The sequence below is a fragment of the Gordonia aurantiaca genome (assembly GCF_039939235.1).
Taxonomy (GTDB): Bacteria; Actinomycetota; Actinomycetes; order Mycobacteriales; family Mycobacteriaceae; genus Gordonia.
Map to the genome: position 1 here is coordinate 317,807 of NZ_JBDUUF010000002.1, position 24,844 is coordinate 342,650.

The following is a 24,844-nucleotide window of genomic DNA, read 5'->3' on the forward strand; positions in this document are numbered from 1 at the left end:
GTGTCTTACAGACCCAGGTCCGCCGCGAACGAGGCCTCCTCCAGGCGCTTGCGCACGGTGGTCAGGAAGCGGCCCGCGTCGGCGCCGTCGATCAGGCGGTGATCGTAGGTCAGCGGCAGGTAGGCCATCGAACGGATCGCGATCGACTCGGATCCGTCCTCGTCGGTGACGACGACCGGGCGCTTGACGATCGCACCGGTGCCGAGCATGGCCGCCTGCGGCGGGACCAGGATCGGGGTGTCGAACAGCGCGCCGTTGCTGCCGATGTTGGTGATCGTGAAGGTGCCACCGGCCAACTCGTCCGGCTTGAGGCCGTTGCTGCGGGCGCGGTCGGCGATGTCGGCGATCGCGCGGGCCAGCCCGGCGACCGACAGGTCGTCGGCGTTGTGGATCACGGGCGACAGCAGGCCCTGCGGGGTGTCGACGGCGATGCCCAGGTGCACCTTCTCGTAGTAGGTGATCTCCTTGGCCTCTTCGTCGATCGAGGCGTTGATGTTCGGGTGGACCTTCAGCGCCTCGACGACCGCCTTCGCGATGAACGGGAGGAAGGTGAGGTTGACACCCTCGGCGGCCTTGAACTTGTCCTTGGCCGCCTTGCGCAGGCTCACGATCTTGGTCATGTCCACCTCGTGGACCTGCGTGAGCTGAGCGGACTGCTGCAGCGACTCGCGGGTCTTCTTGGCGGTGATGAGCCGGATGCGGTTCGCCTTCTGGGTGGTGCCCGGCAGGCCGGCGAGTTCCGGACGGATCTCCGGCGCCGATGCGGCCGGAGCGGAAGCCGCTGCGGCGGCGGGCTTCTCGGCCGGGGCGGCGGCCGCGTTCGCGGCCTCGGCGGCGGCGAGGACGTCCTGCTTGCGGATGCGTCCGCCGACACCGGTGCCCTTGATGGTGTTCAGGTCGATGTTGTTCTCGGCGGCCAGCTTGCGCACCAGCGGGGTGACGTACGGCGTCGACTCGATGGTCGGCGGGTTCTTCTCCGCGGCGGCCGGGGCGGGCTCGGGCTTCGGCTCCGGCTTGGGCTCGGGCTTCGGTTCCGGCTTGGGCTCGGGCTTCGGTTCCGGCTTGGGCTCGGGCTTCGGCTCTTCCTTCGCGGCGGGCTCCGGCTCCGGTTCGGGCTCCGGCTCGGACTCGGCGGCCGGGGCGGCCGACGCGTCACCGATCACGGCGAGCTTGCCGCCCACCTCGACGACGTCGTCCTCCTGGGCGAGGATCTCGAGCAGGGTACCGGCGACCGGCGACGGGATCTCGGTGTCGACCTTGTCGGTGGAGACCTCGAGGAGCGGCTCGTCGGCGGCGACGGTGTCACCGACCTGCTTGAGCCAGTTGGTCACGGTGCCCTCGGTGACCGACTCGCCGAGCTCCGGCATGAGCACCTCGGTGCCCTCGGCGGAACCCGAACCGGTCGCGGCGGCGGGCTTCTCGGCGGGAGCCTCTTCCTCGGTGGAGGGCTCGGCGGCGGCTTCTTCGGGCTCGGGCTCGGGGGCGGCCTCGGTGGGGGCATCGCCACCGGAGGACGCGGCCTCGTCGGCGTCGCCGATCAGAGCGAGCTCACCACCGACCTCGACGACGTCGTCCTCCTGCGCGATGATCTTCACCAGCACACCCGAGGTCGGGGCGGGGATCTCCGTGTCGACCTTGTCTGTCGACACCTCCAGCAAGGGCTCGTCGGCCTCGACGGTGTCGCCCTCCTCCTTCAGCCACCGGGTGACTGTCCCCTCGGTGACACTTTCACCAAGGGCGGGCATCTGGACGGAGAAGGCCATCGTTGTGAACTCCTGAACTCGACGTGGTGGTCTGTAGGTCTGCGGCCCGTCGGTGTGTGCGCCGGGGGCACGGGGGTGGGGAGCGGTCGGGGTACCGCCGAGATGAGTGACGGGTCAGCCACTCATCCCCGGGATCACCCTACCCGTAGGAGGCCCCGGCGACTCGCTTCGGCTCGTACTCGGGGGTAACGATTCTCGAAGCGAGGCGCCGGGGCGGATCGTTCGGCGCCGCCTGGGGTGATGCGGATCGAGCGGCGGCGGCCATGGTGTCAGCCGTTCGCCGCGATGTCCTCGAGCACGGCGGCGATGGTGCGGACGGGAACACCGGTGCCGCCCTTGGGGGTGTAACCCCACGGGCCGCCGGTGTTGAACGCCGGTCCGGCGATGTCGATGTGGGCCCACTGGACGCCGTCGGCCACGAACTCCTTGAGGAAGATGCCCGCGGCGAGCATGCCGCCCCAGCGGTGCGGCGTGACGTTCGCGAGATCGGCGACGCGCGACTTCAGGTCGGCGCGCAGCTCGGCGGGCAGCGGCATCGCCCAGGCGTTCTCGCCGACCTCGGCCGAGCGGGCGGCGACGCGGTCGCGGAACTCGTCGGTGCCCATGACGCCCGGCGTGCGGGTGCCCAGCGCCACCATCTGCGCGCCGGTCAGCGTCGCGGTGTCGATGAGGTAGTCCGGCTCGTCCTCGCAGGCGCGCACGATGGCATCGGCGAGGATCAGGCGGCCCTCGGCGTCGGTGTTGAGGACCTCCACGGTCTTGCCGCCGTACTGGGTGAGCACGTCACCCGGGCGCTGCGCGGTGCCCGACGGCATGTTCTCGGCCATCGGCACGGTCGCGGTGACCGAGACGTCGAGGTCGAGGCGCGCGGCCAGGATCGTCGCGGCGATGACCGCGGCGGCGCCGCCCATGTCGGAGGTCATCTGGTCCATGTTGGCGGCCGGCTTGATGGAGATGCCGCCGGTGTCGAAGGTGATGCCCTTGCCGACGAGCGCGACCTTCTTGGCCGACTTCTTCCCGGCGTGGGTGAGGCGCACCAGACGGGGCAGGCGCGAGGAGCCCTTGCCGACGCCGACGATGCCGCCGAATCCCTTGGCCTCGAGTTCCTTGTCGTCGAGGATCTCGACCGTGAGCCCGGCCTTCGACGCGAGGGCCCGGGCGCGGGCGGCGAACTCCTCCGGGTACAGGTGGCTCGGCGGCGTGTTCACGAAGTCGCGCGCGATGGCAACCGAGTCGGCGACGGCGACCGCGCGGTCGAGTTCGGCCTTCGCCTCCTTGGACTTGGATTCCACGATCAGCGTGAAGTGTTGCGGCGGAGTCTTCTTCGGCTTCGACGACGCGGAGCGGAACTCGTCGAAGCGGTAGGCGCCGAGGAAGAGGCCCTCGGCGGTCGCGGCCAGGTCGACCGACGACAGGGTGGTGGCGGCCGATCCGATGCCGTCGAGTTCGCGGGCCACGATGCCCGCGGCCTGGCGGACCTTGTCGGCGTCGTCGAGGTCGTCGGGCGAGCCGAGGCCGACGGCGACGATCACGTCCACCGGCAGCGACTCCGGCGCGGCGATCTTGGTGATCTCACCGTGGGATCCGCTCGCGCCCAGCGCGGTCACGGCCGCGGAGATCGCGGCGGCCTGCGCATCGTCGAGGAGGCCCTCGCCGATGGCCAGCGTCGGTTCTGCGGTGGTGTCGTCCTTCTTGCCGTTCGCCTCCTCGTCGTCCGGCGGCGAGATCAGGCCGATGACGAGGGCGGAGTCGTCCTTGGCGATCGAGGTGGACAGGTCGAATTCGGGGCCGCGTACGCGGTCGACGGCGTCGTTCTTGCTCACCCGGTCAACTCTGCCACAGCGTCCGGGGTGCCGACGGGGTCTGCGGGACATGGTTCGCCGGTGCGGGAGGCCCGTTAGCGTAGAGCCCATGAGTGAACTCCTCGCCGGACCGATCGCCGACCGTCACGCCGCACTCGGTGCGAGCTTCGCCGAATTCGGTGGATGGAACATGCCGGTGTCCTACGCGGGCACCGTGGCCGAGCACACCGCCGTCCGCGAGGCGGTCGGCATCTTCGACGTCAGCCACCTCGGCAAGGCGCTGGTGTCCGGACCGGGCGCGGCGGAGTTCGTGAACTCGACGCTCACCAACGACCTACGCAAGATCGCTCCCGGCAAGGCGCAGTACACCCTGTGCTGCAACGACAACGGCGGCGTCGTCGACGACCTCATCGCCTACCTGGTCAGCGAGGACGAGGTCTTTCTCGTGCCCAACGCCGCCAATACCGCGACCGTCGTCGAGAAGCTGAAAGCTGTTGCGCCCGAGACGGTCTCGGTGGTCAACCAGCACCGCGACCACGCCGTTTTCGCGGTTCAGGGGCCGAGGTCGCCGGAGCTGCTCGCCGGTCTCGGCCTCCCCTCCGACATCGAGTACATGGCCTTCGCCGACGCCGAGCTCGCCACCGCCGAGGGCGCCAAGCCGGTCCGGGTGTGCCGCACCGGCTACACCGGTGAGCGCGGCTACGAGATCCTCCCGCGCTGGGAGGACGCCGGCGCCGTGTTCGACGTGCTGTACGAGGCGGTCGTCGCGGCCGGTGGGCAGGCGGCCGGGCTCGGTGCCCGCGACACCCTGCGCACCGAGATGGGCTACGCGCTGCACGGTCACGAACTCGGCCCGGAGATCACCCCGGTGCAGGCACGCTCGAGCTGGGCGGTCGGCTGGGACAAGCCGGCGTTCTTCGGCCGCGACGCCCTGCTGGCGGAGAAGGGAGCGGGTCCGGCGCGTCGTCTCTACGGCCTCAGGGCCACCGGCCGGGGCGTGCCCCGCGCCGGTTGTGCGGTGCGGCTGGGCGACACCATCATCGGGGGGTGCACGTCGGGCACCTTCTCGCCGACGCTCAAGCAGGGCATCGCGCTCGCACTGCTCGACACCGCGTCGGGTGTGCGGAAGGGTGACGAGGTCGTGATCGACGTGCGCGGCCGCGATCTCCCGTGCGAGGTGGTCGTCCCGCCGTTCGTGCCCTCGCACGTGTGACGAATGTCCATGGGCTGTCTCACAACCGAGACGGCTTGCGGAGACGCACCCGTAAACCCGGTTGTGGTCAGCGGTACCATGGGCCCCATGACCTTGGAGTTCAAGCGTACCGAGCATCCCCATCCGGTGTCGGATAACCGTCGCGCGGAAATCCTTTCCGCGCCGGGTTTCGGCCGTCATTTCACCGACAACATGGTGATGATCGACTACGCCGCCGACAAGGGCTGGCACAACGCGCAGGTACGCCCCTACGGGCCGATCGCACTCGATCCGTCGGCGATGGTGCTCCACTACGGCCAGGAGATCTTCGAGGGTCTCAAGGCCTACCGTCAGCCCGACGGCTCGATCGCGGCGTTCCGTCCCGAGGCCAATGCCGAGCGCCTGCAGCGCAGCGCCGAGCGCCTCGCGATGCCCGCGCTGCCGACCGAGGACTTCATCGGATCGCTCAAGGCGCTGCTCGCGGCCGACCACGAGTGGGTGCCGCCGTCAGGTGGTGAGGAGTCGCTCTACCTCCGCCCGTTCATGTTCGCCTCGCAGGCGGGCCTCGGCGTCAACGCGCCGTCGTCGGAGTACATCTACTCGGTGATCGCCTCGCCGGCCGGTGCGTACTTCTCCGGCGGCATCAAGCCGGTCAGCGTCTGGCTGTGCACCGAGTACGTGCGCGCCGCTCCGGGCGGCACCGGCTTCGCCAAGTGCGGCGGCAACTACGCCGCCGCCTTCCTCGCGCAGCGCCAGGCAACCGAGCAGGGCTGCGACCAGGTGGTCTGGCTCGACGCCATTGAGCGCAGCTACATCGAGGAGATGGGTGGCATGAACCTGTTCTTCGTGTTCGGTTCCGGCGCAGACGCCCGCCTCGTGACCCCTGAGCTGTCGGGTTCGCTGCTTCCGGGCATCACCCGTGACTCACTGCTGACGCTGGCCACCGACGCGGGCTTCGCGGTCGAGGAGCGCAAGATCAGCACCGAGGAGCTGCGCAAGGGCGTCGCCTCCGGAGACATCACCGAGGTCTTCGCCTGCGGCACCGCCGCGGTGATCACCCCCGTCGGCCGCGTCAAGGGCGTCGGCGAGGACTACACGATCAACAACGGCGAGACCGGCGAGGTCACCCAGGCCCTGCGTGACACGCTCACCGGCATCCAGCGCGGTACCTTCGCCGACACCCACGGGTGGATGACGGAGTTGTACCGCCCGTAACAACGGAACAGACCCTCGGTTCTGGCGCCATGAATCCATGCGATCGTGGCGCCAGTACCATTTTGCCCTCCGGACCGGCGCGGCCGACCGCGGGAACGGGAGACGGCGAGCACGAGATCAGAGCAGCAGGCCCACCACGGCGATCGCGACGCAGAGTTCGACGGTCGCGCCCAGGACGTCGCCGGTGATGCCGCCCATCCGCCGGGCGCAGTGGCGGGTGAACTGCCAGGCGAAGGCGGCGACCACCGCCACCACGAGCCAGCCCCGGACGAGGGCTGCGACGTCGACCGCGTCGACGCCGGTGCCGTCGAGCCCCATGGGGACGACCGCGACCGCGCAGATCACCAGCCACACCGCGATCGAGACCCGTTGCGTGCCTGCGACGAGCGCGCCGAAACCATCGGGGTGGGCGGGTTTCAGGGCGGTGCGCGTTCCGATCACGGCGCCCACGCGGCCGAGTGCGATCGCGAAAGCGAGGTCGTACCAACGTGATCCGGCGGAGAGGCCGGCGAATCCGGTGGCCTGGACGCCGAGAGTGAGGACCAGCGTCGCGACGCCGAACGGCCCGACGGTGCCGCTGCGCATCACCTCCGCCACCCGCTCGGGCGGGCCGTAGCAGCCCAGGCCGTCGGCGGTGTCGGCGAGACCGTCGAGATGCATTCCACGGGTGAGCAGTGCACATGCCACGACGACGAGGACCCCGGTCAGTGCGACAGGCAGATCGGTGTGCCCGAGCCCGAGGGCGATCGCGGTGGCCGCGGCACCCAGGACGACGCCGACAGCCGGCAGGGCCGCCATCACCGCTCCGCCGAGCGTGCGATCCGGCGTCTCGTCCGAGCCCGATCCGACGGGCAGGACGGTCATCCAGCCCAGAGCCGTCCGGACGGCCTGCACCGGTGAGGTCATCGCCGAGCCGCCCAGCGCGTCACGGGTTCGGCGACGGGGCGTCGGCGGGGGAGTCGTCGCGACCGGCGACACCCGCCTCCTCGAAGGTGGCCATCGAGGTCAGGATGTCCACCGCGGACTGCACGATCGGCAGCGCGAGCACCGCCCCGCTGCCCTCGCCGAGGCGCATCGACATGTCGAGGACAGGGGTCAGATCGAGGTGGTCGAGCGCGATCTGGTGCGCGGGCTCGACCGACCGGTGGCCGGCGATCCACCAGCGCATCGCGCCCGGTGCCAGCTCGTTGGCGACCATCGCGGCTGCGGTGATGACCACGCCGTCGAGGATGACCGGGGTCCGCCGCACCGCGGCCTGCGCCAGGAAACCGGCGGTGGCGGTCAGGTCGGCGCCACCGACCGCCGCGAGCAGTGCCAGTGGGTCGTGGATGACCTTGCGAGCACGGCGCATGCCGTCGCGGATCGCGGCGGTCTTGCGCATCCAGCCGTGGTCGTCGACACCGGTGCCGCGCCCGACGATCTCGACCGGTTCGCGCCGGGTGAGCGCACCGACGAGGACGGTCGCCGGGGTGGTGTTGCCGATGCCCATCTCGCCTGCGATCAGCAGGTCGCTACCCGAGTCGACGAGGCGGTCGGCGATGGCGCGGCCGGCCGCCAGGGCGGCGCGTGCCTCGGCGAGCGTGATCGTGTCGGTGGTGCGCAGGTCCTCACCGGACCGCCGGACCTTGAACGCCGACAGATGAGGTGCGGTGTCGGCGTCGACCGACATGTCGACCACCGTCACCGACGCCCCGGCCCGGGCGGCGAGCACGTTGACCGCGGCGCCGCCGTTCTCGATGTTGGCGACCATCTGCGCGGTCACCTCGGGCGGGAACGCCGAGACCCCGCCGCGCGCGACGCCGTGGTCGCCGGCGAAGACCACGACGCTGGGCCTGGTGATCGGCGCGGGCGGGCACTGTCCCTGGCAGGCCGCGATCCACACCCCGATCTCCTCGAGACGTCCCAGGGACCCCGGCGGTTTGGTGAGGGAGTTCTGCCGCTCCCGTGCCGCGAACGCGACCGCCTCGTCGGGCGGGGTGACGGGCGGGAAGATCTCGGCGTCGGTCGGGTCGGGGAGTTCCGCGGGGTCCGGAGCGATCGGTGTCGCGGCGACGCGGGTCTTGCCGGAGGCGTCGATCGGTGGGGCGTCGATCGGTGGGGCGTCGATCGGTGGGGCGTCGGCCGCGGGGACAGAGGAGGCGGGGACAGAGGAGGCGGGAGCGGGGGAGACCGGTTCGGGGCCTGCGGTGGCCGCGTCCGCTGTGCTCTTCGACGCTGCGCTCTCCGACGCCGTGTTCGCTGCCGGGGCATTCGCTGCCGGGGTGCTCGCCGGTGCCGCGTCGAGGTCCCCGCGTGGCAGGTCGAGCACCCGACCGGCGACCACCAGCGAGACGCGGTCACAGACCTGCGCGATCGCGGTGTTCAGGGTGCCGAGCAGATCCTGGTAGAGCCGTCCGGCCGGGGTCGAGGGCACCAGGGACAGCCCCACCTCCGAGCTGATGAGCACGACGTCGGCGGTCATGCCGCGCAACGCCTCACAGAGGTCGGCGATGTCGGCGTCGAGGTTCACGTCGGCGTCCGCCTCCCACGCGTCGAGCGCGTCGAGGCGGGCGGTCAGCCAGCTGCCGAGATCGTCGACGATCACCGGGATGTCGGGAGCGGCACGTAGCTCGCCGGGGAGATCGGTGGTCTCGATGGTGGCGTACCGGTCGTCGCGCCGTGCCCGGTGCGCGGCGATCCGCGCCATCCACTCGGCGTCGGTCGACGTCAGGGAACCGGTTGCCAGGTAACGGATCTCGCGGTGCGCACGTAGCAGCGACTCGCCGTACGCCGACTTACCCGACCGCACACCGCCGAGAACGAGTGTGCGCGTTGCGCCTCCGGCCATGGATCAGACTTCGTCGCCGTGCGAGACCATCGGCTTGGGCGCACGCATCTTCCGCAGCTGCATCGCGCGGGTGAATGCGTACCAGCCGAGCTTGAACCCGCCGTCCGCGGTGTCCGGGAAGCGTTCGGCCACACGCCGGTTCACGAGGCGGCCGAGGATCACGCCGTCGATCGCCATCAGGACGACGAAGGCGAGCAGCAGCAGGTTGGTGATCGCCGCGAGCTGCGGCACCAGGAACATCAGCACGATCAGCACGATCGCGAACGGCATGAACAGCCCGGCGAAGTTGCGGCGGGCATCGACGATGTCGCGGGTGAAGCGGCGCACCGGTCCCTTGTCACGGGGCATCAGGTAGGCCTCGTCGCCCTCCATCATGCGTTCGCGCTGCTCGAGTCGCTTGGCGCGACGCTCGGCGGCGAGCGCCTTCTTCTCCTCCTTGGAGAGGGTCGACTTGAGCTCCTTGCGGCGGGCGCGGGCCTCGGCTCGGGTCATCGGAGGCGGCGCGACCGGACCGCGGCGGCGGTTCTCGGCCTCACGGCGCTTGGGCGTGGGCCGCCCCTTGCCCGGCGTGCGCTTGCTGCCCTTCGGCGCTGAGTTCTCCGACGTCGACGAATCGGTCGAATCGGTCTCGGCAAAGGTGGACACCGAGCTCTCGCCGGAATCCGCCGGCGACTCGTCCTTCTTCCATGGCAGCTTCACGACTACGAGCCTAGGGGATGCCGATCGCGGTCGAAACGCGTGGTCGTCGCTTTCCGGTGCACTATTCGCCGCGCCCGATCTCTCACCCTGCCGGGCGCACGCTCCACTCCTATACTTCGACGTCGAGACCGGGGTCGGTGGCGTCCGCGCACCCCGCCCCACCGAGTGCCCCGCAGGGGCGAGGAGGCCGGAGTGCACGTCCTGATCGGGCCGGATTCCTTCGGCGACACCCTGTCCGCGGTGGCCGCCGCACGCGCGATCGCCCGCGGCTGGGGGTCGGCGCGGCCGGATGACGTCCTCGTCGTCGCACCGCAGTCCGACGGTGGCCCCGGATTCGTCGACGTGCTCGCGTCGCGCTTCGGCACCGTCGCCGACGAAGACGTGCACGGCCCGCTCGGGGCCGGCGTCACCGCGCGCTGGTTGTTCGACGCCGGTTCGGCCACCGCCTACATCGAATGCGCGCAGGCCTGTGGGCTCCATCAGCTCGGCGGACGTCCGACGCCGCGCACCGCGGTCACCGCGACCACCCACGGGGTGGGCGAACTGGTGCAGGCCGCGCTGTCGGCCGGCGCCCGCCGGATCGTCGTCGGCCTCGGCGGCAGCGGTACCACCGACGGCGGCGCCGGGCTCGTCGACGCCCTGGGCGGTCCGCAGGCGGCCGCCGAGCGGCTCCGGGACATCGAGATCGTCGTCGCGTCGGACGTGGAGAACCCGCTGCTCGGGCCGCTGGGTGCCGCGACGGTGTTCGGGCCGCAGAAGGGCGCGGACCCGGAGACCGTCGAGCTGCTCGAGAAGCGGCTCGGCGAGTGGGCGCTCACCCTGAACACGATCGCCGGCCGGGACGTCACCGGCGAGGCCGGGGCGGGGGCGGCCGGTGGGCTCGGCGCCGCGCTCCTCGCGCTGGGCGGCACCCGGGTGTCCGGGGCGACGGTCGTCGCGCAGGCCACGGACCTCGAGGCCGACGTCGCGGCGTCGGACCTGGTCATCACCGGCGAGGGGCGCTTCGACTCGCAGACGCTGCGCGGAAAGGTCGTCGCGGCGCTGCGCCGGCTCGCGGGGACGGTCGGCGCACACGGGGCGGGCGCGAAGACGCTGGTGCTCGCCGGCCAGATCGCGCTGTCACCGGAGGAGATCGCCGCCGCCGGGATCTCCGGGGCCCATGCGATCGTCGACGTCGCGGGTTCGGTCGAGGTCGCCATGCGCGACGCGGAGAACCAGCTGGCGAAGCTCGCGGCGACCGTCGCGGCCGGCCGGGTGGCCTGAGCGGGCCGGGTCCGGCGCCCGAAGCCCTGCCAAAACGCAGGTCCGGATGGGCGGGAATACTGCGCCGAGGGGTACGGTTGTAGTCACGGGCACAACCGGTCGACCTCCCGGCGAACGGTGCGTGTTCCTCGTCCGGCCCACCGCCGGCACGGGGGACGAGCCCATCCCCGGGACCACACCACAACAGGAGCATCTATGACCGTGCAGAACGAAACGGGTACTGCCACCGGCGTCATCCTCACCGACGCGGCCGCGGCCAAGGCGAAGGCACTGCTCGATCAGGAGGGTCGCGACGACCTGGCACTGCGTATCGCCGTGCAGCCGGGTGGGTGCGCCGGCCTGCGTTACCAGCTGTTCTTCGACGACCGCACGCTCGACGGTGACCTCACCGCCGACTTCGGCGGCGTCACCCTGGCCGTCGACCGCATGAGCGCTCCGTACGTGCAGGGCGCGACGATCGACTTCGTCGACACCATCGAGAAGCAGGGTTTCACCATCGACAACCCGAACGCGACGGGTAGCTGCGCCTGCGGCGACTCGTTCAACTGAGTTACTCCCTCGCATGACGGCTCGCGCCGTCCGAACCCCACCGGCCGCATCCCGAATCGGGATGCGGCCGGTGTTCTGTGACCGGACAGTGGGTAGCGTGGACAGCTGTCCGTCCCACCTACTGAAGGGCTGAGAGCGCCAGTGGCAATCGTTGTATGCGGCTCCATCGCGACCGACCATCTGATGAAGTTCCCCGGGAAGTTCTCCGAACAGCTCCTCGGAGACCAGCTCGAACACATCTCGCTCAGCTTCCTGGTGGAGGACCTCGTCGTCCGCCGCGGTGGTGTCGGCGGCAACATCTGCTACGCGATGGGGCAGCTCGGCGGCAGCCCCGTGCTCGTCGGCGCGGTCGGTGCCGACTTCACCGAATACCGCCAGTGGCTGGAGTCCAACGGCGTCGACTGCCGCGGTCTCCACGTCTCCGCGACCCAACACACCGCCCGCTTCATGTGCACCACCGACGTGACGATGGCGCAGCTGGCGTCCTTCTACCCGGGCGCGATGAGCGAGAGCCGCGACATCCGTCTCGCCGATGTCATCGCCGAGACCGGTGCCCCCGACCTCGTGCTCATCGGCGCCGACGACCCGGACGCGATGCTCCGCCACACCGATGCCTGCCGCTCGGCCGGCATCCCGTTCGCCGCCGACCCGAGTCAGCAGCTCGCCCGCCTCGACGGCGAGCAGGCGCGGGCACTCATCGACGGTGCGACATACCTGTTCACAAACGAGTACGAGTGGGGTCTGCTGCGGCAGAAGACCGGACTGTCCGAGGCCCAGGTCGCCGAGATGGTCGGCACCCGCATCACGACCCTCGGCAAGGACGGCGTCGAGATCGTCGGGCGCGACGGCGACCGCATCCACGTCGGCGTGGTGCCGGAGAAGGAGAAGGTCGACCCGACCGGCGTCGGCGACGGCTTCCGCGCCGGTTTCCTGTCGGCGCTCACCAAGGGCCTGTCCTTCGAGCGCGCCGCCCAGGTCGGATCGATGGTCGCGGTGCTCGTGCTCGAGACCGTCTCCACGCAGGACTGGACCTGGGACCTCGACGACGCCCTGGCCCGCATCGAGGGCGCCTATGGCGCGGAGGCCGCCGCCGAGATCAAGGCCGCGCTGTAGAACGAGCCGGTGACAGGTCTGACATTGCCGCCGGACGCCCCACGTGACACGGTGAGGACAGAGTCCGGCACACGGACTCCCGGACGAGGGGTGCCGTACCCGGAGCGCGACAAGACGGCCCGTGGGAGTACGTCATGTCCTGGCTGATCCTCGTCGTCTCGGGTCTTCTGGAAGCAGTGTGGGCCACGGCCCTCGACCGCTCGGAAGGTCTCCACAAGCTCGGCCCGTCGGTGCTGTTCCTCGCCGCCCTGGCGGCCAGCATGGCAGGCCTCGCCTACGCCATGCGCGACCTGCCGGTCGGCACCGCCTACGCCGTCTGGGTGGGCATCGGCGCGACGGTGACCGTCGTCTACGCGATGATCACCGGGGACCAACCGGTGAGCGTGGTGAAGGTGTTGTGCCTGCTGATGATCGTCGGCGGTGTCGTCGGGCTGAAACTGTCGCACTGACAACCGAAGTCACGCACGCACACGAAGGGCGCCCCGGGGAGACCCGGGGCGCCTTTGCCGTATGTGTCCCGGCGCTACAGGCGCACCGGGTAGGTGTGATCGACGATCTCGGGAACAATCGAGCCCTCGACGAAGATGCCGTGCCACAGCATGAAGATCAGCACCGTCCACAGGCGACGGCTGTGGTCGACCTCACCCTCGCGGTGTTCCTCGAGCATCTTGACGACCGCGCCCTTGTCGAAGATGTGGTCGGTCTGGCTCTTGAGGATGACGCCGTGTGCCCAGTCGTACATCTCGGTGCCCGCCAGCCAGTGCCGGATCGGCACCGGGAAGCCGAGCTTCTTGCGGTGCAGCACGTGCGCCGGGACGATCTGCTCGAGTGCCTTGCGCAGGGCGTACTTGGTGGTGCCGTGCGCGATCTTCTCGTCGTGCGGTAGGCGTTCGGCGACCGCGAAGACCTCCGGGTCGAGGAACGGCACGCGCAGTTCGAGCGAGTTGGCCATGGTGATCTTGTCGGCCTTGACCAGGATGTCGCCACGCAGCCACGTGAACAGGTCGAGATGCTGCATGCGCGCGACCGGGTCCCAGCCCTCGCTCATCCGGTAGATCGGGGCGGTGACGTCGGTGTGGGTCCACTCCGGGCGGTAGTCGCGCAGCACGGCGCGCAACCGGGCGTCGTCGAAGCTGCGGGCGTTGCCGTAGTAGCGCTCCTCGAGGGTCAGCGAACCGCGGTGCAGCAGGCTCTTGCCGCGGGTTCCCTCCGGGATGCGCTCGGAGATCTTGCCGGCGGCGCGGCGCAGGGCGCGGGGGAGACGGTCGAACGCCGCGAGCGACAGCGGCTCCTTGTAGATGGTGTAACCGCCGAACAACTCGTCGGCGCCCTCGCCCGACAGCACCACCTTGACGTGCTTGCGGGCCTCGGCCGCCACGAAGTAGAGGGGCACCAGGGCGGGGTCGGCGACCGGGTCGTCGAGGTACCAGACGATTGCCGGGAGCGCCTCGATGAACTCCGACGGCGACACGACCTTCACGACGTGCCGCGCGCCGATCGCCTCGGCGGACTCGGCCGCGACGTCGATCTCCGAATAGCCCTCGCGCTCGAAGCCGGTGGTGAAGGTGATGAGATCGGGGTTGTGCCGGATGGCCAGGGCGGCGATCGCGGTCGAGTCGATGCCGCCCGAGAGGAACGAACCGACGGTCACGTCGGCCCGCATGTGCTTGGCGACCGAGTCGGCGAGCACGTCGGCGATCTCGTCGTAGCGCTTCTGCCGGCTCGCGTCGGTGAACGGCTTCACCCCGAACTGCGGGGTGAAGTAGCGGCGCACCGACAGCGGGCTGCCCGGAGTCGCGGTGGCGTGGCAGCCGGACTCGAGGCGGCGGATCGACGCGTGCACGGTCTCCGGCTCCGGCACGTACTGGAGCACCGTGTAGTGCTCGACGGCACGGGGGTCGAGCTCCTTGCCCAGCCCGACTCGCTCGATCAGCTCCAGGAGGCTCTTCTTCTCACTGCCGAAGATCAGGCCGCCCGGTCCGGTCGCGACGAACAACGGCTTGATGCCGAATGGGTCGCGCGCCAGGAACAGGGAACGGTTCTCGGTGTCCCAGATCGCGAACGCGAACATGCCGCGCAGGCGGCGCACCGCGTCGGGACCCCAGTGGTGGAATGCCGCGACGATCGCCTCGCCGTCGCCCTCGGTGCGGAACACGGCACCTTCGTCGCGGGCGAGCTCCTCGCGGATCTCCAGGTAGTTGTAGATCTCGCCGTTGAAGACCAGGGCGTAGCGCTCCGGGTTCTCCGGCGGGCCCCAGCGCAGCGGCTGGTGGGAGTGCTCGATGTCGATGATGGAGAGCCGGTTGAATCCGAAGACGATGTCCTCGTCGTGCCAGGTGCCCGGCTCGTCGGGGCCGCGGTGACGCATGCAGTGCGAGGCCACCGCCACCGCGTCGACGACCTCGGCGGCCGTCCGGTCGGATGTCAGAAGGCCGAGCAGACCACACACGTTGGCTTGTCCCCAATCTCGTCGTACTCAACAGAAGCGGTTCCCGGCGCGTCGCCGGGTCGCGTCCGAGTATGCCTGAGCGACCAGCATGATTCCGATCTGGTGTGCCGGGACGCGACGAGATCAAGACCCAATCACGAAAGCTTCTGCCGGTTGGTCTACGCTGCGTAGTACTAGGTGCAAGACTTGGTCGTAAGTGTGCGACCGGTACTTGCCCTGTGCAGGTCATGTGGCATGCACTCACCACGGCGCGAGGGCGTCGGTGAGCGAGCAGGAAGGCGTGAAATTGGCACACGGTGGACGGCCCCGAGCGCGGCGTGTCTCATCTGCGTCGCGGGCGATGAAGCGACTGGGAGTGGTCGCCGCTCTCGGACTCGGCGCTCTGCTGATGTCGGGATGCGACGCCAGTGAGGCGATGCGTTTCGGTTGGCCGGAGGGCGTCACGCCCCAGGGCAAGGAGATGGTCGACCTCTGGACCTGGTCGGTCATCGCCGCACTGTTGATGGGCATTCTGGTCTGGGCCCTGATCTTCTGGACCATCACTTTCCACCGGGCGAATGACGCCAAGAAGGGCGTGTTCCCGCGTCAGACCGCTTACAACGTCCCGTTGGAGCTCACCTACACGGCGATCCCGTTCGTCATCATCGCGGTGCTGTTCTACTTCACCGTGATCGTGCAGAACGACGTCGAGGCGAAGAACAACGACTCGAAGGTCGTCGTCGACGTCACCGCGTTCCAGTGGAACTGGAAGTTCGGCTACAACAAGGTCGTCTTCAGCGACGGATCGACCTATGACGGCTTCGAGGCCGCCGGCAACCCGTTCGAGCTGCAGAAGCAGCGCGACGGCGAGGTCGAGGCCGAGCCTGCGGTCGAGGGCGAGCACGGCGGCGAGCTGCCCGGTCCGGCCGGTGGTCGCGACGACGACATCCGCGATTACCTGAAGTTCGACAAGATCGAGACCGTCGGCAGCTCGACCGAGATCCCGGTCCTGGTCCTGCCGACCGGCAAGCGCATCGAGTTCAACCTGGCCTCGGGCGACGTCATCCACTCGTTCTGGGTTCCGGAGTTCCTCTACAAGCGCGACGTGCTGCCGTTCCCGAAGGAGAACGCGAGCGACCCGATCTTCCAGATCGGCTCGATCGACCGCACCGGCGCCTTCGTCGGTCGCTGCGCCGAGATGTGCGGCACCTACCACTCGATGATGAACTTCGAGGTCCGCGCGGTCTCGCCGGAGGACTTCGACGCCTACATCCGCTTCCGCCAGGCCAACCCGAAGGCCACCAACGCGGAGGCCCTGCAGGCCATCTGCCAGGTCCCGGATTCTGTCGTGACGGTTCCGTTCGACACCCGCCGCAAGAGCGACGGCTCGGTGACCGCCACCGGCAACCCGAATGACACGACCCTCCCGAACTGCACCAAGAAGGAGAGCTGACGATGAAGATCGAGGCACGCATCTTCGAGATGCTCACCGCCTTCTTCGCCCTGGCAGGTGTCGCGTACACCCTGTTCACGGTGTTCACCTCCAAGGGCATCGAGTGGGTCGGCGTCGTCGGCCTCTTCTTCGCGGCCGGCCTGACGCTCATCGCGGGCACGTTCTTCCGCTTCGTCTCTCGTCGCGTCGAGATCCGTCCCGAGGACTACGAGGACGCAGAGATCGAGGACGGCGCCGGTGAGCTGGGTTTCTTCAGCCCGCACTCCTGGTGGCCGATCCTGATCGCCATCGGCGCGTCGATCTTCGCGGTCGGCTTCGCCACCGGCAACTTCTGGCTCTCGATCTTCGCCGTGGGGGTCATCCTGGGCACCGCCGCCGGTCTGGTCTTCGAGTACCACGTCGGTCCCGAGAAGCACTGACACAAGAGAACTTCGACCACAGCGCCCCCGCCGATCCGGCGGGGGCGCTGTGGTTCTGCGGCTGGGTTGCGACGCTCGGAAACGATGTCGCATGCGCTCCGCGCCGAGATCGCGCGCGACCTCGATGTGATGCGGGACGGGGCGGGCGGGCTTCTCGACCCTCGGCGGATCGCCGAGCGGGATGCATTCGTCCGTCAGACGGCCTGCGCTCATCTCGACCAGAGGGGGGCGGAAGTGGCCGTGCGCCCACGGCGCTACACCGGCCGGTAGACCACCAGACGCCGGTAGTCGACGCGGAAGTGGGCCTCGCTCACCGTCTCGGACACCTCGCCGTCGTGGGACAGCGCGATGGGCCCCTCGAGGCTGCGGAAGGTGAACTCGGGGACCTGCATCTCGTGGTACAGCCTGGAGCGCTCGAGCCGCCCCGATACCAGGGAGGCGAGCAACCGGGCCGTTGCCCAACGCTTTCCGGTCTCGAGGAAGCGGACGTCGATGAGGCCGTCATCGAGACGGAGGCGCCGCGTGGGGACGAAGCCGGTGGGCTCGTAGACCGAGTTGCCGAGGAGGAACAGCGACACCTCTCGGACGCGGCCGTCGACCTCGATACGGACGGCCGGGTCCTTGCGCAGCACCCGCAACACCGCGATGGCGGTCGCGAGGGGACGACTGATCCGCCGGCGCAACCGTTCCCGGATCTGGACGAAGTGCGGGTAGGCGCCGATGCTCGCGGTGTTGAGGATCACACGGGAGTCGTTGAGCCACAGGACGTCCACGCGCGACGCCGAACCGGCGGTCAGGGCGGCGACCGTGTCGGCGACGGTGCCGCAGCCGATGTCGCGGGCGAAGTGGTTGAAGGTGCCCGCCGGGAACACGGCCAGGGGGATGCCCGTCGAGAGCGCCGCACCCGCCGCACATGACACCGTTCCGTCGCCGCCGGCGACACCGAGCACCTCGGCGCGCGACGCCGCGTCGGTGAACACCGTTGCGACATCGTCATCGTCGGACAGTTCGAGGATCTCCGCGGCGGGCAACGCCGCGCGGACCTCCTCCAACACACGACGTCCCTGACCATCCGCGGAGGCCGGATTGACCACGAGGACCAGACCCTTGCCATCCGGCCGTGCCCCCACGTCGACCGTCGACGGGTCCGCAAGCGACAGGGAGGGTCCGGTGATCGGCGGCACGATCCGCGCCCCCAGGGTGGCGATCGTGGCACCGATCCCGAAACCGGCCATCACGTCACCGGGATAGTGTGCGCCCGTTGCGACCCGGGACAGGCCCACCAGCCCAGCCAGCGCCGACAACAACAGTCCCGCAGGCGGATTCTCCACGGCGACGCCGACCGCGAAGGCCGCGGCACTCGCGGAGTGTCCGGACGGCAGCGAGTTCGACGTGGGCTGGCGGCGTCCGCGGCGGGGGAGGGGGATGAGGCCCGGCGAGGGTCGTGGACGACGCCGAATACGCTTGGCGCCCTGGTTGGTCACGAGGCTGGTCACCGCCAGCGAGGCGATGCCCCGGGCGGCGCCCCGCTGCAGGGACGGCCGGCCGGAGACGGCGAGGCCGGCCGCGATCGCCATCCAGAGCTTCGAATGATCGGCGGCCCGGGATAGTGCAGGCATCGTCGTGTCGAGCAGCGGGCTCGGCGATCTGGCGATGGTCTCGTAGATCTGTGCGTCGAGAGTGCCCAGGCCCCGGCTGATCTGAGAGATGCCACGGTTCGGGGACACTCCCGGCATCAGCTTCCGTAGACCGCGCATGTCGTCCACCGTGCCACAGAACCGGCGCCGGTGGTGCCTCGGTGGGGTAGGGGAGGGGGTCGACGGCAGTGTGTCCGGCGAGTCGATCGGCCCGCGGCACAGGGCCGGACAGGAAAAGAGGGCCGGACAGGAAAAGAGGGCCGGACAGAAAATGAGCGGGCCGCCGGCACCAATGGTGCGCGACGGCCCGCTCTGTGTGTCTCGCGTCAGTCGAGAGGGTTGCCACCCTTCGCCTGCAGCTCGCGGAGAGCCTTCCGCTCGGCCTCTTCGAGCTCGTGCTCGACCTCGACGTTGCGGATCTGCTCGTCCACCGGGTCGGCGACCAGGAGCGAACCCGTACCCGGAGCGCCTGCGGAGCCGAGCTTGTTCATGCGCTTCGGCAGAGCAGCACCCTCGTAGGGGAGCGGGATCGGGTGTCCGTGGTCGTCCACCGGGCCGAGCGGCTGGTGGACCTCGATGTAGGCACCCTGCGGCAGGCGCTTGATGATGCCGGTCTCGATGCCGTGGGCCAGGACCTCACGGTCGCTGCGCTGCAGCGAGATCGCCCAGCGGTACGCGATGAAGTAGACCAGCGGCGGCAGCACGACCAGGCCGATGCGTCCGATCCACGTGGTCGCGTTGAGCGAGATGTGGAACTTCAGCGCGATGATGTCGTTCATGCAGCACAGGGTCAGCAGGATGTAGAACGACAGGGCCATGGCGCCGATCGCGGTACGGACCGGGACGTCACGCGGACGCTGCAGCAGGTTGTGGTGGGCGTCGTCGCCGGTGAGCTTCTTCTCGATCCACGGGTAGGCGAACATCAGGACGAACATGATCGTCATGATCAGGATGACCCAGTTCGACATCGGGACCGTGTAGTTGCCCAGGTAGAGCTCCCACGCCGGGAACATTCGGATCAGGCCGTCCGTCCACATCATGTAGATGTCGGGCTGTGAACCCGCGGACACCTGTGCCGGGTTGTACGGGCCGATGTTCCAGACCGGGTTGATCTGGAAGATGCCGGCCATGATGGCGAGCACACCGGTGACGAACGCGAACATCGCGCCGCCCTTGGCCGCGAACACCGGCATGATTCGGACACCGACGACGTTCTTCTCGGTGCGGCCGGGGCCGGGGAACTGGGTGTGCTTCTGGTACCAGACCAGCGCCAGGTGGGCGCCGATCAGGGCCAGGATGATGCCCGGGAACAGCAGGATGTGCAGCACGTACAGGCGCGGGATGATGATGTCGCCGGGGAAGTCCCCGCCGAACAGCGCCCAGTGGATCCAGGTGCCCACGACCGGGATGCCGAGGACGATGCCGCTCATGGCCGCGCGGACGCCGGTACCCGACAGGAGGTCGTCGGGGAGCGAGTATCCGAAGAAGCCCTCGAACATCGCCAGGATCAGCAGCAGGCAGCCGATGATCCAGTTGGCCTCACGCGGACGACGGAACGCACCGGTGAAGAAGATGCGCGCCATGTGGATGATGATCGACGCCGCGAACAGCAGGGCCGCCCAGTGGTGGATCTGGCGGACGAACAGACCGCCGCGAACCTCGAAGGACAGGTCCAGCGTGGTCTCGTAGGCGCGCGTCATCATGACGCCGTTGAGCGGCTGGTAGGCACCGTCGTAGACCACGTGGGTCATCGACGGGTCGAAGAACAGGGTGAGGTAGACACCCGAGATCAGCAGGATGATGAAGCTGTAGAGCGCGACCTCACCGAGCATGAACGACCAGTGGGTGGGGAACACCTTGTTGATCTGGCGTCGCATGCCCGCGGCGAGGTGGTACCGCGAGTCAACTTCCTCGGCTTGTGCGCCGAGACGGTCGGCGATGGTCATGACTTACGCTCCCAGAATGCCGGTCCGACGGGCTCGATGAAGTCGCCTGCAGCAACGAGGTAGCCCTCGTTGTTCACCGTGATCGGCAGCTGGGCCAGCGCGCGCGCCGCGGGGCCGAAGATCGGCTTGCCGTACTCGATCGCGCTGAACTGCGACTGGTGGCAGGGACACAGGATGATGTTGGTCCGCTGTTCGTACAGCGAGGCCGGGCACCCGAGGTGGCTGCAGACCTTCGTGTAGGCGAAGTAGTCGCCGTAGTTGAAGCTCTCCTGGCCCTTGCGCTTGACGGCACGGGCCGCGTCCTCCGGGCGGAGGCGGATGAGCATGACGGGGTTGCGGACCTCGTGCAGGCTCTCCATCAGCTTGTGGCGGGAGTGCTCCGTCTCGCCGTAACCGTCCGAACGACGCCACGGGAAGACGGTCTCCATGCCGCCGGCGTCGAGATCCTCCGGGCGGACCAGGGCGACCTGGTACGGGTTGCCGGTGTCACGACGCAGGTAGATGGTCTCGTTCGGGTCCTCCGGCGAGTTGTAGATCGGGGACCAGCCCGAGTGCCACAGCGGCGCGTCGGCCCGCTTGGCCCACGGGTTCTTGATGAAGCCGCCGAGGAACGCGATCAGGCCGGTCAGCGCAAAGGCGCCGAGGCCGAATCCCGCGGTACCGAGGAGCATCTTGCGACGGCCCAGGGTGGAGGTGGTCCCCGTGTCCTGCAGCAGCGCCACGATGGTCTTCTTGTCGACCTCGGCCGAGCCGCCGTCGTGGCGGTCCTGCACCGAGATCTCCGCCGGGATCAGCTTCTTGGTGATCAGGATCAGCGCGATGCCGATGGCCAGCACCGAGAGACCGAAGGTCACACCCAGCAGGGGGGTGTTGACCGTGTACCACCAGTAGTCCGGGTCGTCCGGAAGTGCGAATACCCAGTGGTTGAAGAGGAAGATGCCGAGGCAGGCCAGCGCGGAGACGCCGGCGATCGTGAACCAGAACGCGATCTGGCGCTCGGCTCGCTTCTCTGCCCTCGTACCCGGGACGGGGTACCGCTCGGCCCGGTGAATGATCTCGACACCGTCGAGATTGGTACCGAGCTTGACGAGCTCATCGGTGCTCATCTGCTCCAGTTCGTCCCGCGACGGGACGTCCTTGTCACTGCCGCTCATGCTCGAGATCCAATCCACATGGCGCCTGCGACGATGGCGACGACGCCGACGAACCACATCACCATGCCCTCGCTGACGGGACCGAAGCCGCCGAGGCCGAGACCGCCGCTGGGCTTCGCCTCGGTCACGTACTTCACGTAGGCGATGATGTCCTTCTTCTCATCGGGGTTGAGCTGACGGTTCGAGAACTTCGGCATGTTCTGCGGACCGGTCAGCATCGCGGTGTAGATCTGCGCCTCGTCGACGCCGTCGAGCGGCGGGGCGAACTTGCCCGACGACAGGGCGCCGCCACGACCGGTGAAGTTGTGGCACGACGCGCAGTTGAGGCGGAACAGCTCGCTACCGCGGGCGATGCTGTCGCCGCGCAACGAACCCTGGGCGATGTCGCCGTTGGCCTCACGCGGGGCCTTGGGGCCGCCGCCTTCCGCCTGGATGTAGGCGCCGAGCTGGTCGATCTGCTCGGTGGTGAACTTGGCGGGCTTGCGCTGGGCCTGCGCCTCGCCGCGGGCTGCGGGCATGCGGCCGGTCGAGACCTGGAAGTACACGGCCGCGTCGCCGACACCGAGGAGGGACGGACCGCGGTCGGGCACACCCTGCAGGTTCGCGCCGTGGCAGGTGATGCACGAGGTCTCGTAGAGCTTGCGACCGTCTTGGATCATCGCGGCGTTGCTCTCGTCGGCCACCGCGACCTGCGGGTCGGGGGTCAGAACCGAGGCGAGCACACCGGCCATGACCAGACCGGCCAGGAGCACGATGGTGCCGCTTGCACGTCGACGGAGCTTGCGTCGGGCCTTGGCGCGGCGGGCGTCGGTGCCGCTATCCGACGATCGCGGTGGAGATGAACTCATCTGTGACTCTCTACTAAGCGGGACGGACTGATTCTTCTAGAGCGAGTTGCGCTGTGCGTTCGACAGGCGATTCGCGCTCTGCTGCGGGGCTGGCCGCGAAGTGCGCGGGCTCGCCGGCGTCATCGGATGAAGTAGATCGTGACGAACAGTCCGATCCAGACGATGTCGACGAAGTGCCAGTAGTAGGAGACAACGATTGCGGCGGTTGCCTGCGCCGGGGTGAACTTCGAGAGCTTGGTGCGGATGAGCAGGTACACGAAGGCGACGAGACCGCCGATGACGTGCAGGCCGTGGAAGCCGGTCGCCATGTAGAAGACGGAGCCGTACGCGCTCGAGCTGAGCGTCGTGCCCTCGTGGACCAGGTTGATGTACTCGTAGATCTGGCCACCCACGAAGAACGCGCCCATGATCAGGGTGATGATGTACCAGCGGCGGAGGCCGAAGACGTCACCCTTCTCGGCGGCGAACACGCCCATCTGGCACGTCACCGACGAGAGGATCAGCACCGTCGTCACCGGGATGGCGAGGGCCAGATTCAGATGGGTCGGCGGCATCGGCCAGCCGACGGCGGAGTTGGCCCGGGCGACGAAGTACATCGCGAAGAGGCCAGCGAAGAACATGAGCTCACTGGACAGCCACACGATCGTGCCGACGCTGACCATGTTCGGACGGTTCAGCGAGTGCACGCGCGAGGTGATTGCCGTTCCTGAGGTACCTACAGCGCTTGTCACAAGTGAAGTATGACGGTTCGTAGTAAGCGGCGGCCACCCGGGTCGGAAATTGGGGTCTTCTTTCTCTCTTGATGCAGGTCGCGGGCCCGGCGACGGCGTCCCGGCGTGTCCGGGTGCCCGGATCCGACACCGTCGACCCGATGTTTACGGTGGGCTCATGCCGCACACGGATTCCTCTGCCCCCCGCGATCTCAACGGGCGGCCGGTGCGACGGGGTCGCCTGGCGCGCCTGGTCTCCCGGTTCCGCGGCGGATCGGCGGCGGGACCCCTGGACCTGTCCGCGGAGGTGGTCGTCGTCGCCGGCTCCGACGACGACGCCATCGCCAGCTCGACGGCCCTCGAGGGTTCGGACTGGCGTGCGGAGGACGAGGTGATCCTGCGCCACGACCTGGAACTGCCGGTCGACAAGATCGACGCCGCGGTGCAGACGGCGGCGCTCGACGGGTACGAGCGGGTAGACGACGACCGGTGGGGGCCGCTTCCGACCGCCGCCGACCCGGGTCACGAGGTGTTGATCCTGGCGCGGGTGCAGATGCTCGACGCGCTGCATCTGTCGCAGGAACGTTCACGGATGGCGAGTCTCGGGTCGCGGCACGGCGGAATCGCACGCCGATGGGCCGTACTCCAGCGTCGGTCGCAGTGATCGGGCATTAGGCTCTGTGCGTGTGAACACCGCACAGCCCGCCTTCACCTGGCCGCAGATCCTCGGGAAGATCACCGACCGCATCGACCTCACCGCCGAAGAGGCCGGTTGGGCGATGAACGAGATCATGACCGACAGTGCGACCGGCGCCCAGATCGCCGCGTTCGGCGTCGGCGTGAAGATGAAGGGCGCCTCGTCCACCGAGCTCGTGGGTCTCGCGAAGGTGATGCTCGAGCACGCGACGCTCGTGGACGTCTCGCGCCCGGCCGTCGACGTGGTCGGCACCGGAGGCGACCGCTCCCACACGGTGAACATCTCGACCATGACCTCGATCGTCATCGCGGCCGCCGGGGTGGCGGTGGTCAAGCACGGCAACCGTGCCGCGTCGTCGAAGAGCGGGGGCGCCGACGTCCTCGAGGCGCTCGGCGTGGACATCACGCTGTCGGCCGAGGGGGTGGCGCGGTGCGTCGAGGAACTCGGCATCGGTTTCTGCTTCGCCCCGGTCTTCCACCCGGCGTTCCGGTTCACGGGCCCGCCGCGCAAGGAGATCGGCATCCCGACCGTGTTCAACGTGCTCGGCCCGCTGACCAATCCGGCCCGCCCGCGTGCCGGCCTGATCGGCTGCGCATTCTCCGATCTCGCGCCGGTGCTGGCCCAGGCCTTCGCCGACCGCGGCAATTCGGCGCTGATCGTCCGCGGTGACGACGGCCTCGACGAGCTGACCACCACCTCGACATCGACGGTGTGGCAGGTCGTCGGCGGCCAGGTCAACCAGCTCGCCGTCGACCCGGCCGATCTGGGCATCGAACGCGTCGAACTGTCCGCGCTACAGGGTGGCGACGCCGCCGCCAATGCTGTCATCGCCCGTGAATTGTTCTCCGGCACAACGGGTCCCGTGCGCGACGCGGTGCTGTTGAACTCGGCCGGGGCCATCGTCGCCTTCGAGCAGACCTCGCCCATGACCTCGGCGGAACTCGCCGACGCGCTGGGTGCCGCCAAGGATCGTGCCGCCGACGCGATCGACTCCGGCGCGGCCGCCGAACTGCTCGACCGGTGGGCGCTGCTGTCGACCCGGATCGCCGCGGAGTCGCGCGCCTAGGACCGCGCAGGAACCCCAACGGCGGAGGCCGGCACTCCCTCGGGGTGCCGGCCTCCGCCGTTG

21 protein-coding genes and 1 riboswitch are annotated in these 24,844 nt (G+C 69.2%); of the genes, 10 read left to right on the forward strand and 11 right to left on the reverse strand.

Translation table 11 applies throughout. From position 1 onward, the window contains the following. Nucleotides 1-5: 5 nt before the first annotated feature. Nucleotides 6-1,763, reverse strand: coding sequence for a 2-oxoglutarate dehydrogenase, E2 component, dihydrolipoamide succinyltransferase (sucB, locus tag ABFT43_RS06470; RefSeq protein WP_347959549.1), 1,758 nt, complete (start codon nt 1,761-1,763; stop codon nt 6-8). 269 nt (nt 1,764-2,032) lie between these two features. Then, nucleotides 2,033-3,586, reverse strand: a complete 1,554-nt coding sequence (locus tag ABFT43_RS06475) for a leucyl aminopeptidase (RefSeq protein ID WP_347959550.1) — start codon at nt 3,584-3,586, stop codon at nt 2,033-2,035. An 88-nt stretch (nt 3,587-3,674) separates the two neighbouring features. On the opposite strand from ABFT43_RS06475, the gene gcvT reads away from it, so the two are divergent. Both gcvT and ABFT43_RS06485 read left to right on the forward strand, forming a co-directional pair. Continuing rightward, a complete protein-coding gene (gene gcvT / locus ABFT43_RS06480) occupies nt 3,675-4,778 on the forward strand; it encodes a glycine cleavage system aminomethyltransferase GcvT (protein WP_347959551.1) in 1,104 nt (367 codons plus the stop codon). A gap of 87 nt (nt 4,779-4,865) precedes the next feature. Further along, nucleotides 4,866-5,972: a branched-chain amino acid aminotransferase gene (locus tag ABFT43_RS06485; protein WP_347959552.1), complete on the forward strand. Its 1,107-nt coding sequence runs from the start codon at nt 4,866-4,868 to the stop codon at nt 5,970-5,972. 117 nt (nt 5,973-6,089) lie between these two features. Here ABFT43_RS06485 and ABFT43_RS06490 read toward each other — a convergent pair whose 3' ends face one another. Genes ABFT43_RS06490 through ABFT43_RS06500 form a run of 3 tightly spaced genes read right to left on the reverse strand, consistent with a single transcriptional unit; the run spans nt 6,090 to nt 9,498 of the window. Beyond that, complete coding sequence (locus tag ABFT43_RS06490) at nt 6,090-6,878, reverse strand: adenosylcobinamide-GDP ribazoletransferase (protein WP_347959553.1); 789 nt, start codon at nt 6,876-6,878, stop codon at nt 6,090-6,092. Nucleotides 6,879-6,897: 19 nt separating this feature from the next. Further along, nucleotides 6,898-8,799, reverse strand: a complete 1,902-nt coding sequence (cobT, locus tag ABFT43_RS06495; protein ID WP_347959554.1) for a nicotinate-nucleotide--dimethylbenzimidazole phosphoribosyltransferase — start codon at nt 8,797-8,799, stop codon at nt 6,898-6,900. 3 nt (nt 8,800-8,802) lie between these two features. Next, on the reverse strand, nt 8,803-9,498 hold the full coding sequence (locus ABFT43_RS06500; protein ID WP_347959555.1) for a DUF3043 domain-containing protein: 696 nt from the start codon (nt 9,496-9,498) through the stop codon (nt 8,803-8,805). 192 nt (nt 9,499-9,690) lie between these two features. Here ABFT43_RS06500 and ABFT43_RS06505 point away from each other — a divergent pair, with 192 nt between their 5' ends. From ABFT43_RS06505 to ABFT43_RS06520, 4 genes are all read left to right on the forward strand, one after another. Next, the gene (locus tag ABFT43_RS06505; protein ID WP_347959556.1) at nt 9,691-10,761 is read left to right on the forward strand and encodes a glycerate kinase family protein; all 1,071 of its coding nucleotides are present in this window, start codon (nt 9,691-9,693) and stop codon (nt 10,759-10,761) included. Between the two features lie 195 nt (nt 10,762-10,956). Next, nucleotides 10,957-11,310 (forward strand): HesB/IscA family protein, encoded by a 354-nt coding sequence (locus tag ABFT43_RS06510; protein WP_006900666.1) that lies wholly within the window; start codon nt 10,957-10,959, stop codon nt 11,308-11,310. A 141-nt stretch (nt 11,311-11,451) separates the two neighbouring features. Further along, entirely contained in the window at nt 11,452-12,423 is a 972-nt protein-coding gene (locus tag ABFT43_RS06515) for a carbohydrate kinase family protein (protein WP_347959557.1), read from the forward strand. A 57-nt stretch (nt 12,424-12,480) separates the two neighbouring features. Continuing rightward, nucleotides 12,481-12,547: riboswitch (guanidine-III (ykkC-III) riboswitch) on the forward strand. A gap of 10 nt (nt 12,548-12,557) precedes the next feature. Further along, on the forward strand, nt 12,558-12,872 hold the full coding sequence (locus ABFT43_RS06520) for a DMT family transporter (protein WP_347959558.1): 315 nt from the start codon (nt 12,558-12,560) through the stop codon (nt 12,870-12,872). Nucleotides 12,873-12,946: 74 nt separating this feature from the next. Here the strand turns inward: ABFT43_RS06520 and asnB are convergent, their stop codons facing one another. Then, the gene (asnB, locus tag ABFT43_RS06525) at nt 12,947-14,872 is read right to left on the reverse strand and encodes an asparagine synthase (glutamine-hydrolyzing) (RefSeq protein WP_347959559.1); all 1,926 of its coding nucleotides are present in this window, start codon (nt 14,870-14,872) and stop codon (nt 12,947-12,949) included. 340 nt (nt 14,873-15,212) lie between these two features. Here asnB and ctaC point away from each other — a divergent pair, with 340 nt between their 5' ends. Both ctaC and ABFT43_RS06535 read left to right on the forward strand, forming a co-directional pair. After that, nucleotides 15,213-16,304 (forward strand): aa3-type cytochrome oxidase subunit II, encoded by a 1,092-nt coding sequence (ctaC, locus tag ABFT43_RS06530; RefSeq protein WP_347959560.1) that lies wholly within the window; start codon nt 15,213-15,215, stop codon nt 16,302-16,304. A gap of 2 nt (nt 16,305-16,306) precedes the next feature. Next, nucleotides 16,307-16,723 (forward strand): cytochrome c oxidase subunit 4, encoded by a 417-nt coding sequence (locus ABFT43_RS06535; protein ID WP_347959561.1) that lies wholly within the window; start codon nt 16,307-16,309, stop codon nt 16,721-16,723. A gap of 254 nt (nt 16,724-16,977) precedes the next feature. On the opposite strand, the gene ABFT43_RS06540 is transcribed toward ABFT43_RS06535, so the two are convergent. The 5 genes from ABFT43_RS06540 to ctaE all read right to left on the reverse strand — a co-directional run bounded on the left by ABFT43_RS06540 (nt 16,978) and on the right by ctaE (nt 23,039). Next, entirely contained in the window at nt 16,978-18,480 is a 1,503-nt protein-coding gene (locus ABFT43_RS06540) for a diacylglycerol kinase family protein (protein WP_457590104.1), read from the reverse strand. Nucleotides 18,481-18,686: 206 nt separating this feature from the next. Beyond that, nucleotides 18,687-20,306 carry a cytochrome bc1 complex cytochrome b subunit gene (gene qcrB, locus ABFT43_RS06545; RefSeq protein WP_347959562.1) on the reverse strand — a complete coding sequence of 540 codons (1,620 nt, stop codon included), beginning with the start codon at nt 20,304-20,306 and terminating at the stop codon, nt 18,687-18,689. Continuing rightward, on the reverse strand, nt 20,303-21,460 hold the full coding sequence (gene qcrA, locus ABFT43_RS06550) for a cytochrome bc1 complex Rieske iron-sulfur subunit (protein WP_347959563.1): 1,158 nt from the start codon (nt 21,458-21,460) through the stop codon (nt 20,303-20,305). The genes qcrB and qcrA overlap by 4 nt, the downstream gene beginning before the upstream one ends. Next, nucleotides 21,457-22,308 (reverse strand): cytochrome bc1 complex diheme cytochrome c subunit, encoded by an 852-nt coding sequence (gene qcrC / locus ABFT43_RS06555; protein ID WP_347959564.1) that lies wholly within the window; start codon nt 22,306-22,308, stop codon nt 21,457-21,459. The genes qcrA and qcrC overlap by 4 nt, the downstream gene beginning before the upstream one ends. Nucleotides 22,309-22,427: 119 nt before the next feature. After that, the gene (ctaE, locus tag ABFT43_RS06560) at nt 22,428-23,039 is read right to left on the reverse strand and encodes an aa3-type cytochrome oxidase subunit III (protein WP_347959565.1); all 612 of its coding nucleotides are present in this window, start codon (nt 23,037-23,039) and stop codon (nt 22,428-22,430) included. A gap of 157 nt (nt 23,040-23,196) precedes the next feature. Between ctaE and ABFT43_RS06565 the strand changes: the two genes are divergently transcribed. Together ABFT43_RS06565 and trpD are read left to right on the forward strand one after the other, a co-directional pair. Next, on the forward strand, nt 23,197-23,682 hold the full coding sequence (locus ABFT43_RS06565) for a hypothetical protein (RefSeq protein ID WP_347959566.1): 486 nt from the start codon (nt 23,197-23,199) through the stop codon (nt 23,680-23,682). Between the two features lie 22 nt (nt 23,683-23,704). Next, complete coding sequence (trpD, locus tag ABFT43_RS06570) at nt 23,705-24,781, forward strand: anthranilate phosphoribosyltransferase (protein ID WP_347959567.1); 1,077 nt, start codon at nt 23,705-23,707, stop codon at nt 24,779-24,781. The last annotated feature ends 63 nt before the right edge of the window (nt 24,782-24,844 follow it).

Coding starts and splice junctions, on each gene's coding strand:
- ABFT43_RS06510 (WP_006900666.1), top strand. CDS start 10,957: ATGACCGTGCAGAACGAAACGGGTACTGCCACCGGCGTCATCCTCACC.
- ABFT43_RS06565 (WP_347959566.1), top strand. CDS start 23,197: ATGCCGCACACGGATTCCTCTGCCCCCCGCGATCTCAACGGGCGGCCG.
- qcrA (WP_347959563.1), bottom strand. CDS start 21,460: ATGAGCGGCAGTGACAAGGACGTCCCGTCGCGGGACGAACTGGAGCAG.
- ABFT43_RS06520 (WP_347959558.1), top strand. CDS start 12,558: ATGTCCTGGCTGATCCTCGTCGTCTCGGGTCTTCTGGAAGCAGTGTGG.
- ABFT43_RS06490 (WP_347959553.1), bottom strand. CDS start 6,878: ATGACCTCACCGGTGCAGGCCGTCCGGACGGCTCTGGGCTGGATGACC.
- sucB (WP_347959549.1), bottom strand. CDS start 1,763: ATGGCCTTCTCCGTCCAGATGCCCGCCCTTGGTGAAAGTGTCACCGAG.
- gcvT (WP_347959551.1), top strand. CDS start 3,675: ATGAGTGAACTCCTCGCCGGACCGATCGCCGACCGTCACGCCGCACTC.
- ctaC (WP_347959560.1), top strand. CDS start 15,213: ATGAAGCGACTGGGAGTGGTCGCCGCTCTCGGACTCGGCGCTCTGCTG.
- qcrC (WP_347959564.1), bottom strand. CDS start 22,308: ATGAGTTCATCTCCACCGCGATCGTCGGATAGCGGCACCGACGCCCGC.
- cobT (WP_347959554.1), bottom strand. CDS start 8,799: ATGGCCGGAGGCGCAACGCGCACACTCGTTCTCGGCGGTGTGCGGTCG.
- qcrB (WP_347959562.1), bottom strand. CDS start 20,306: ATGACCATCGCCGACCGTCTCGGCGCACAAGCCGAGGAAGTTGACTCG.
- ABFT43_RS06485 (WP_347959552.1), top strand. CDS start 4,866: ATGACCTTGGAGTTCAAGCGTACCGAGCATCCCCATCCGGTGTCGGAT.
- ABFT43_RS06540 (WP_457590104.1), bottom strand. CDS start 18,480: ATGCGCGGTCTACGGAAGCTGATGCCGGGAGTGTCCCCGAACCGTGGC.
- ABFT43_RS06535 (WP_347959561.1), top strand. CDS start 16,307: ATGAAGATCGAGGCACGCATCTTCGAGATGCTCACCGCCTTCTTCGCC.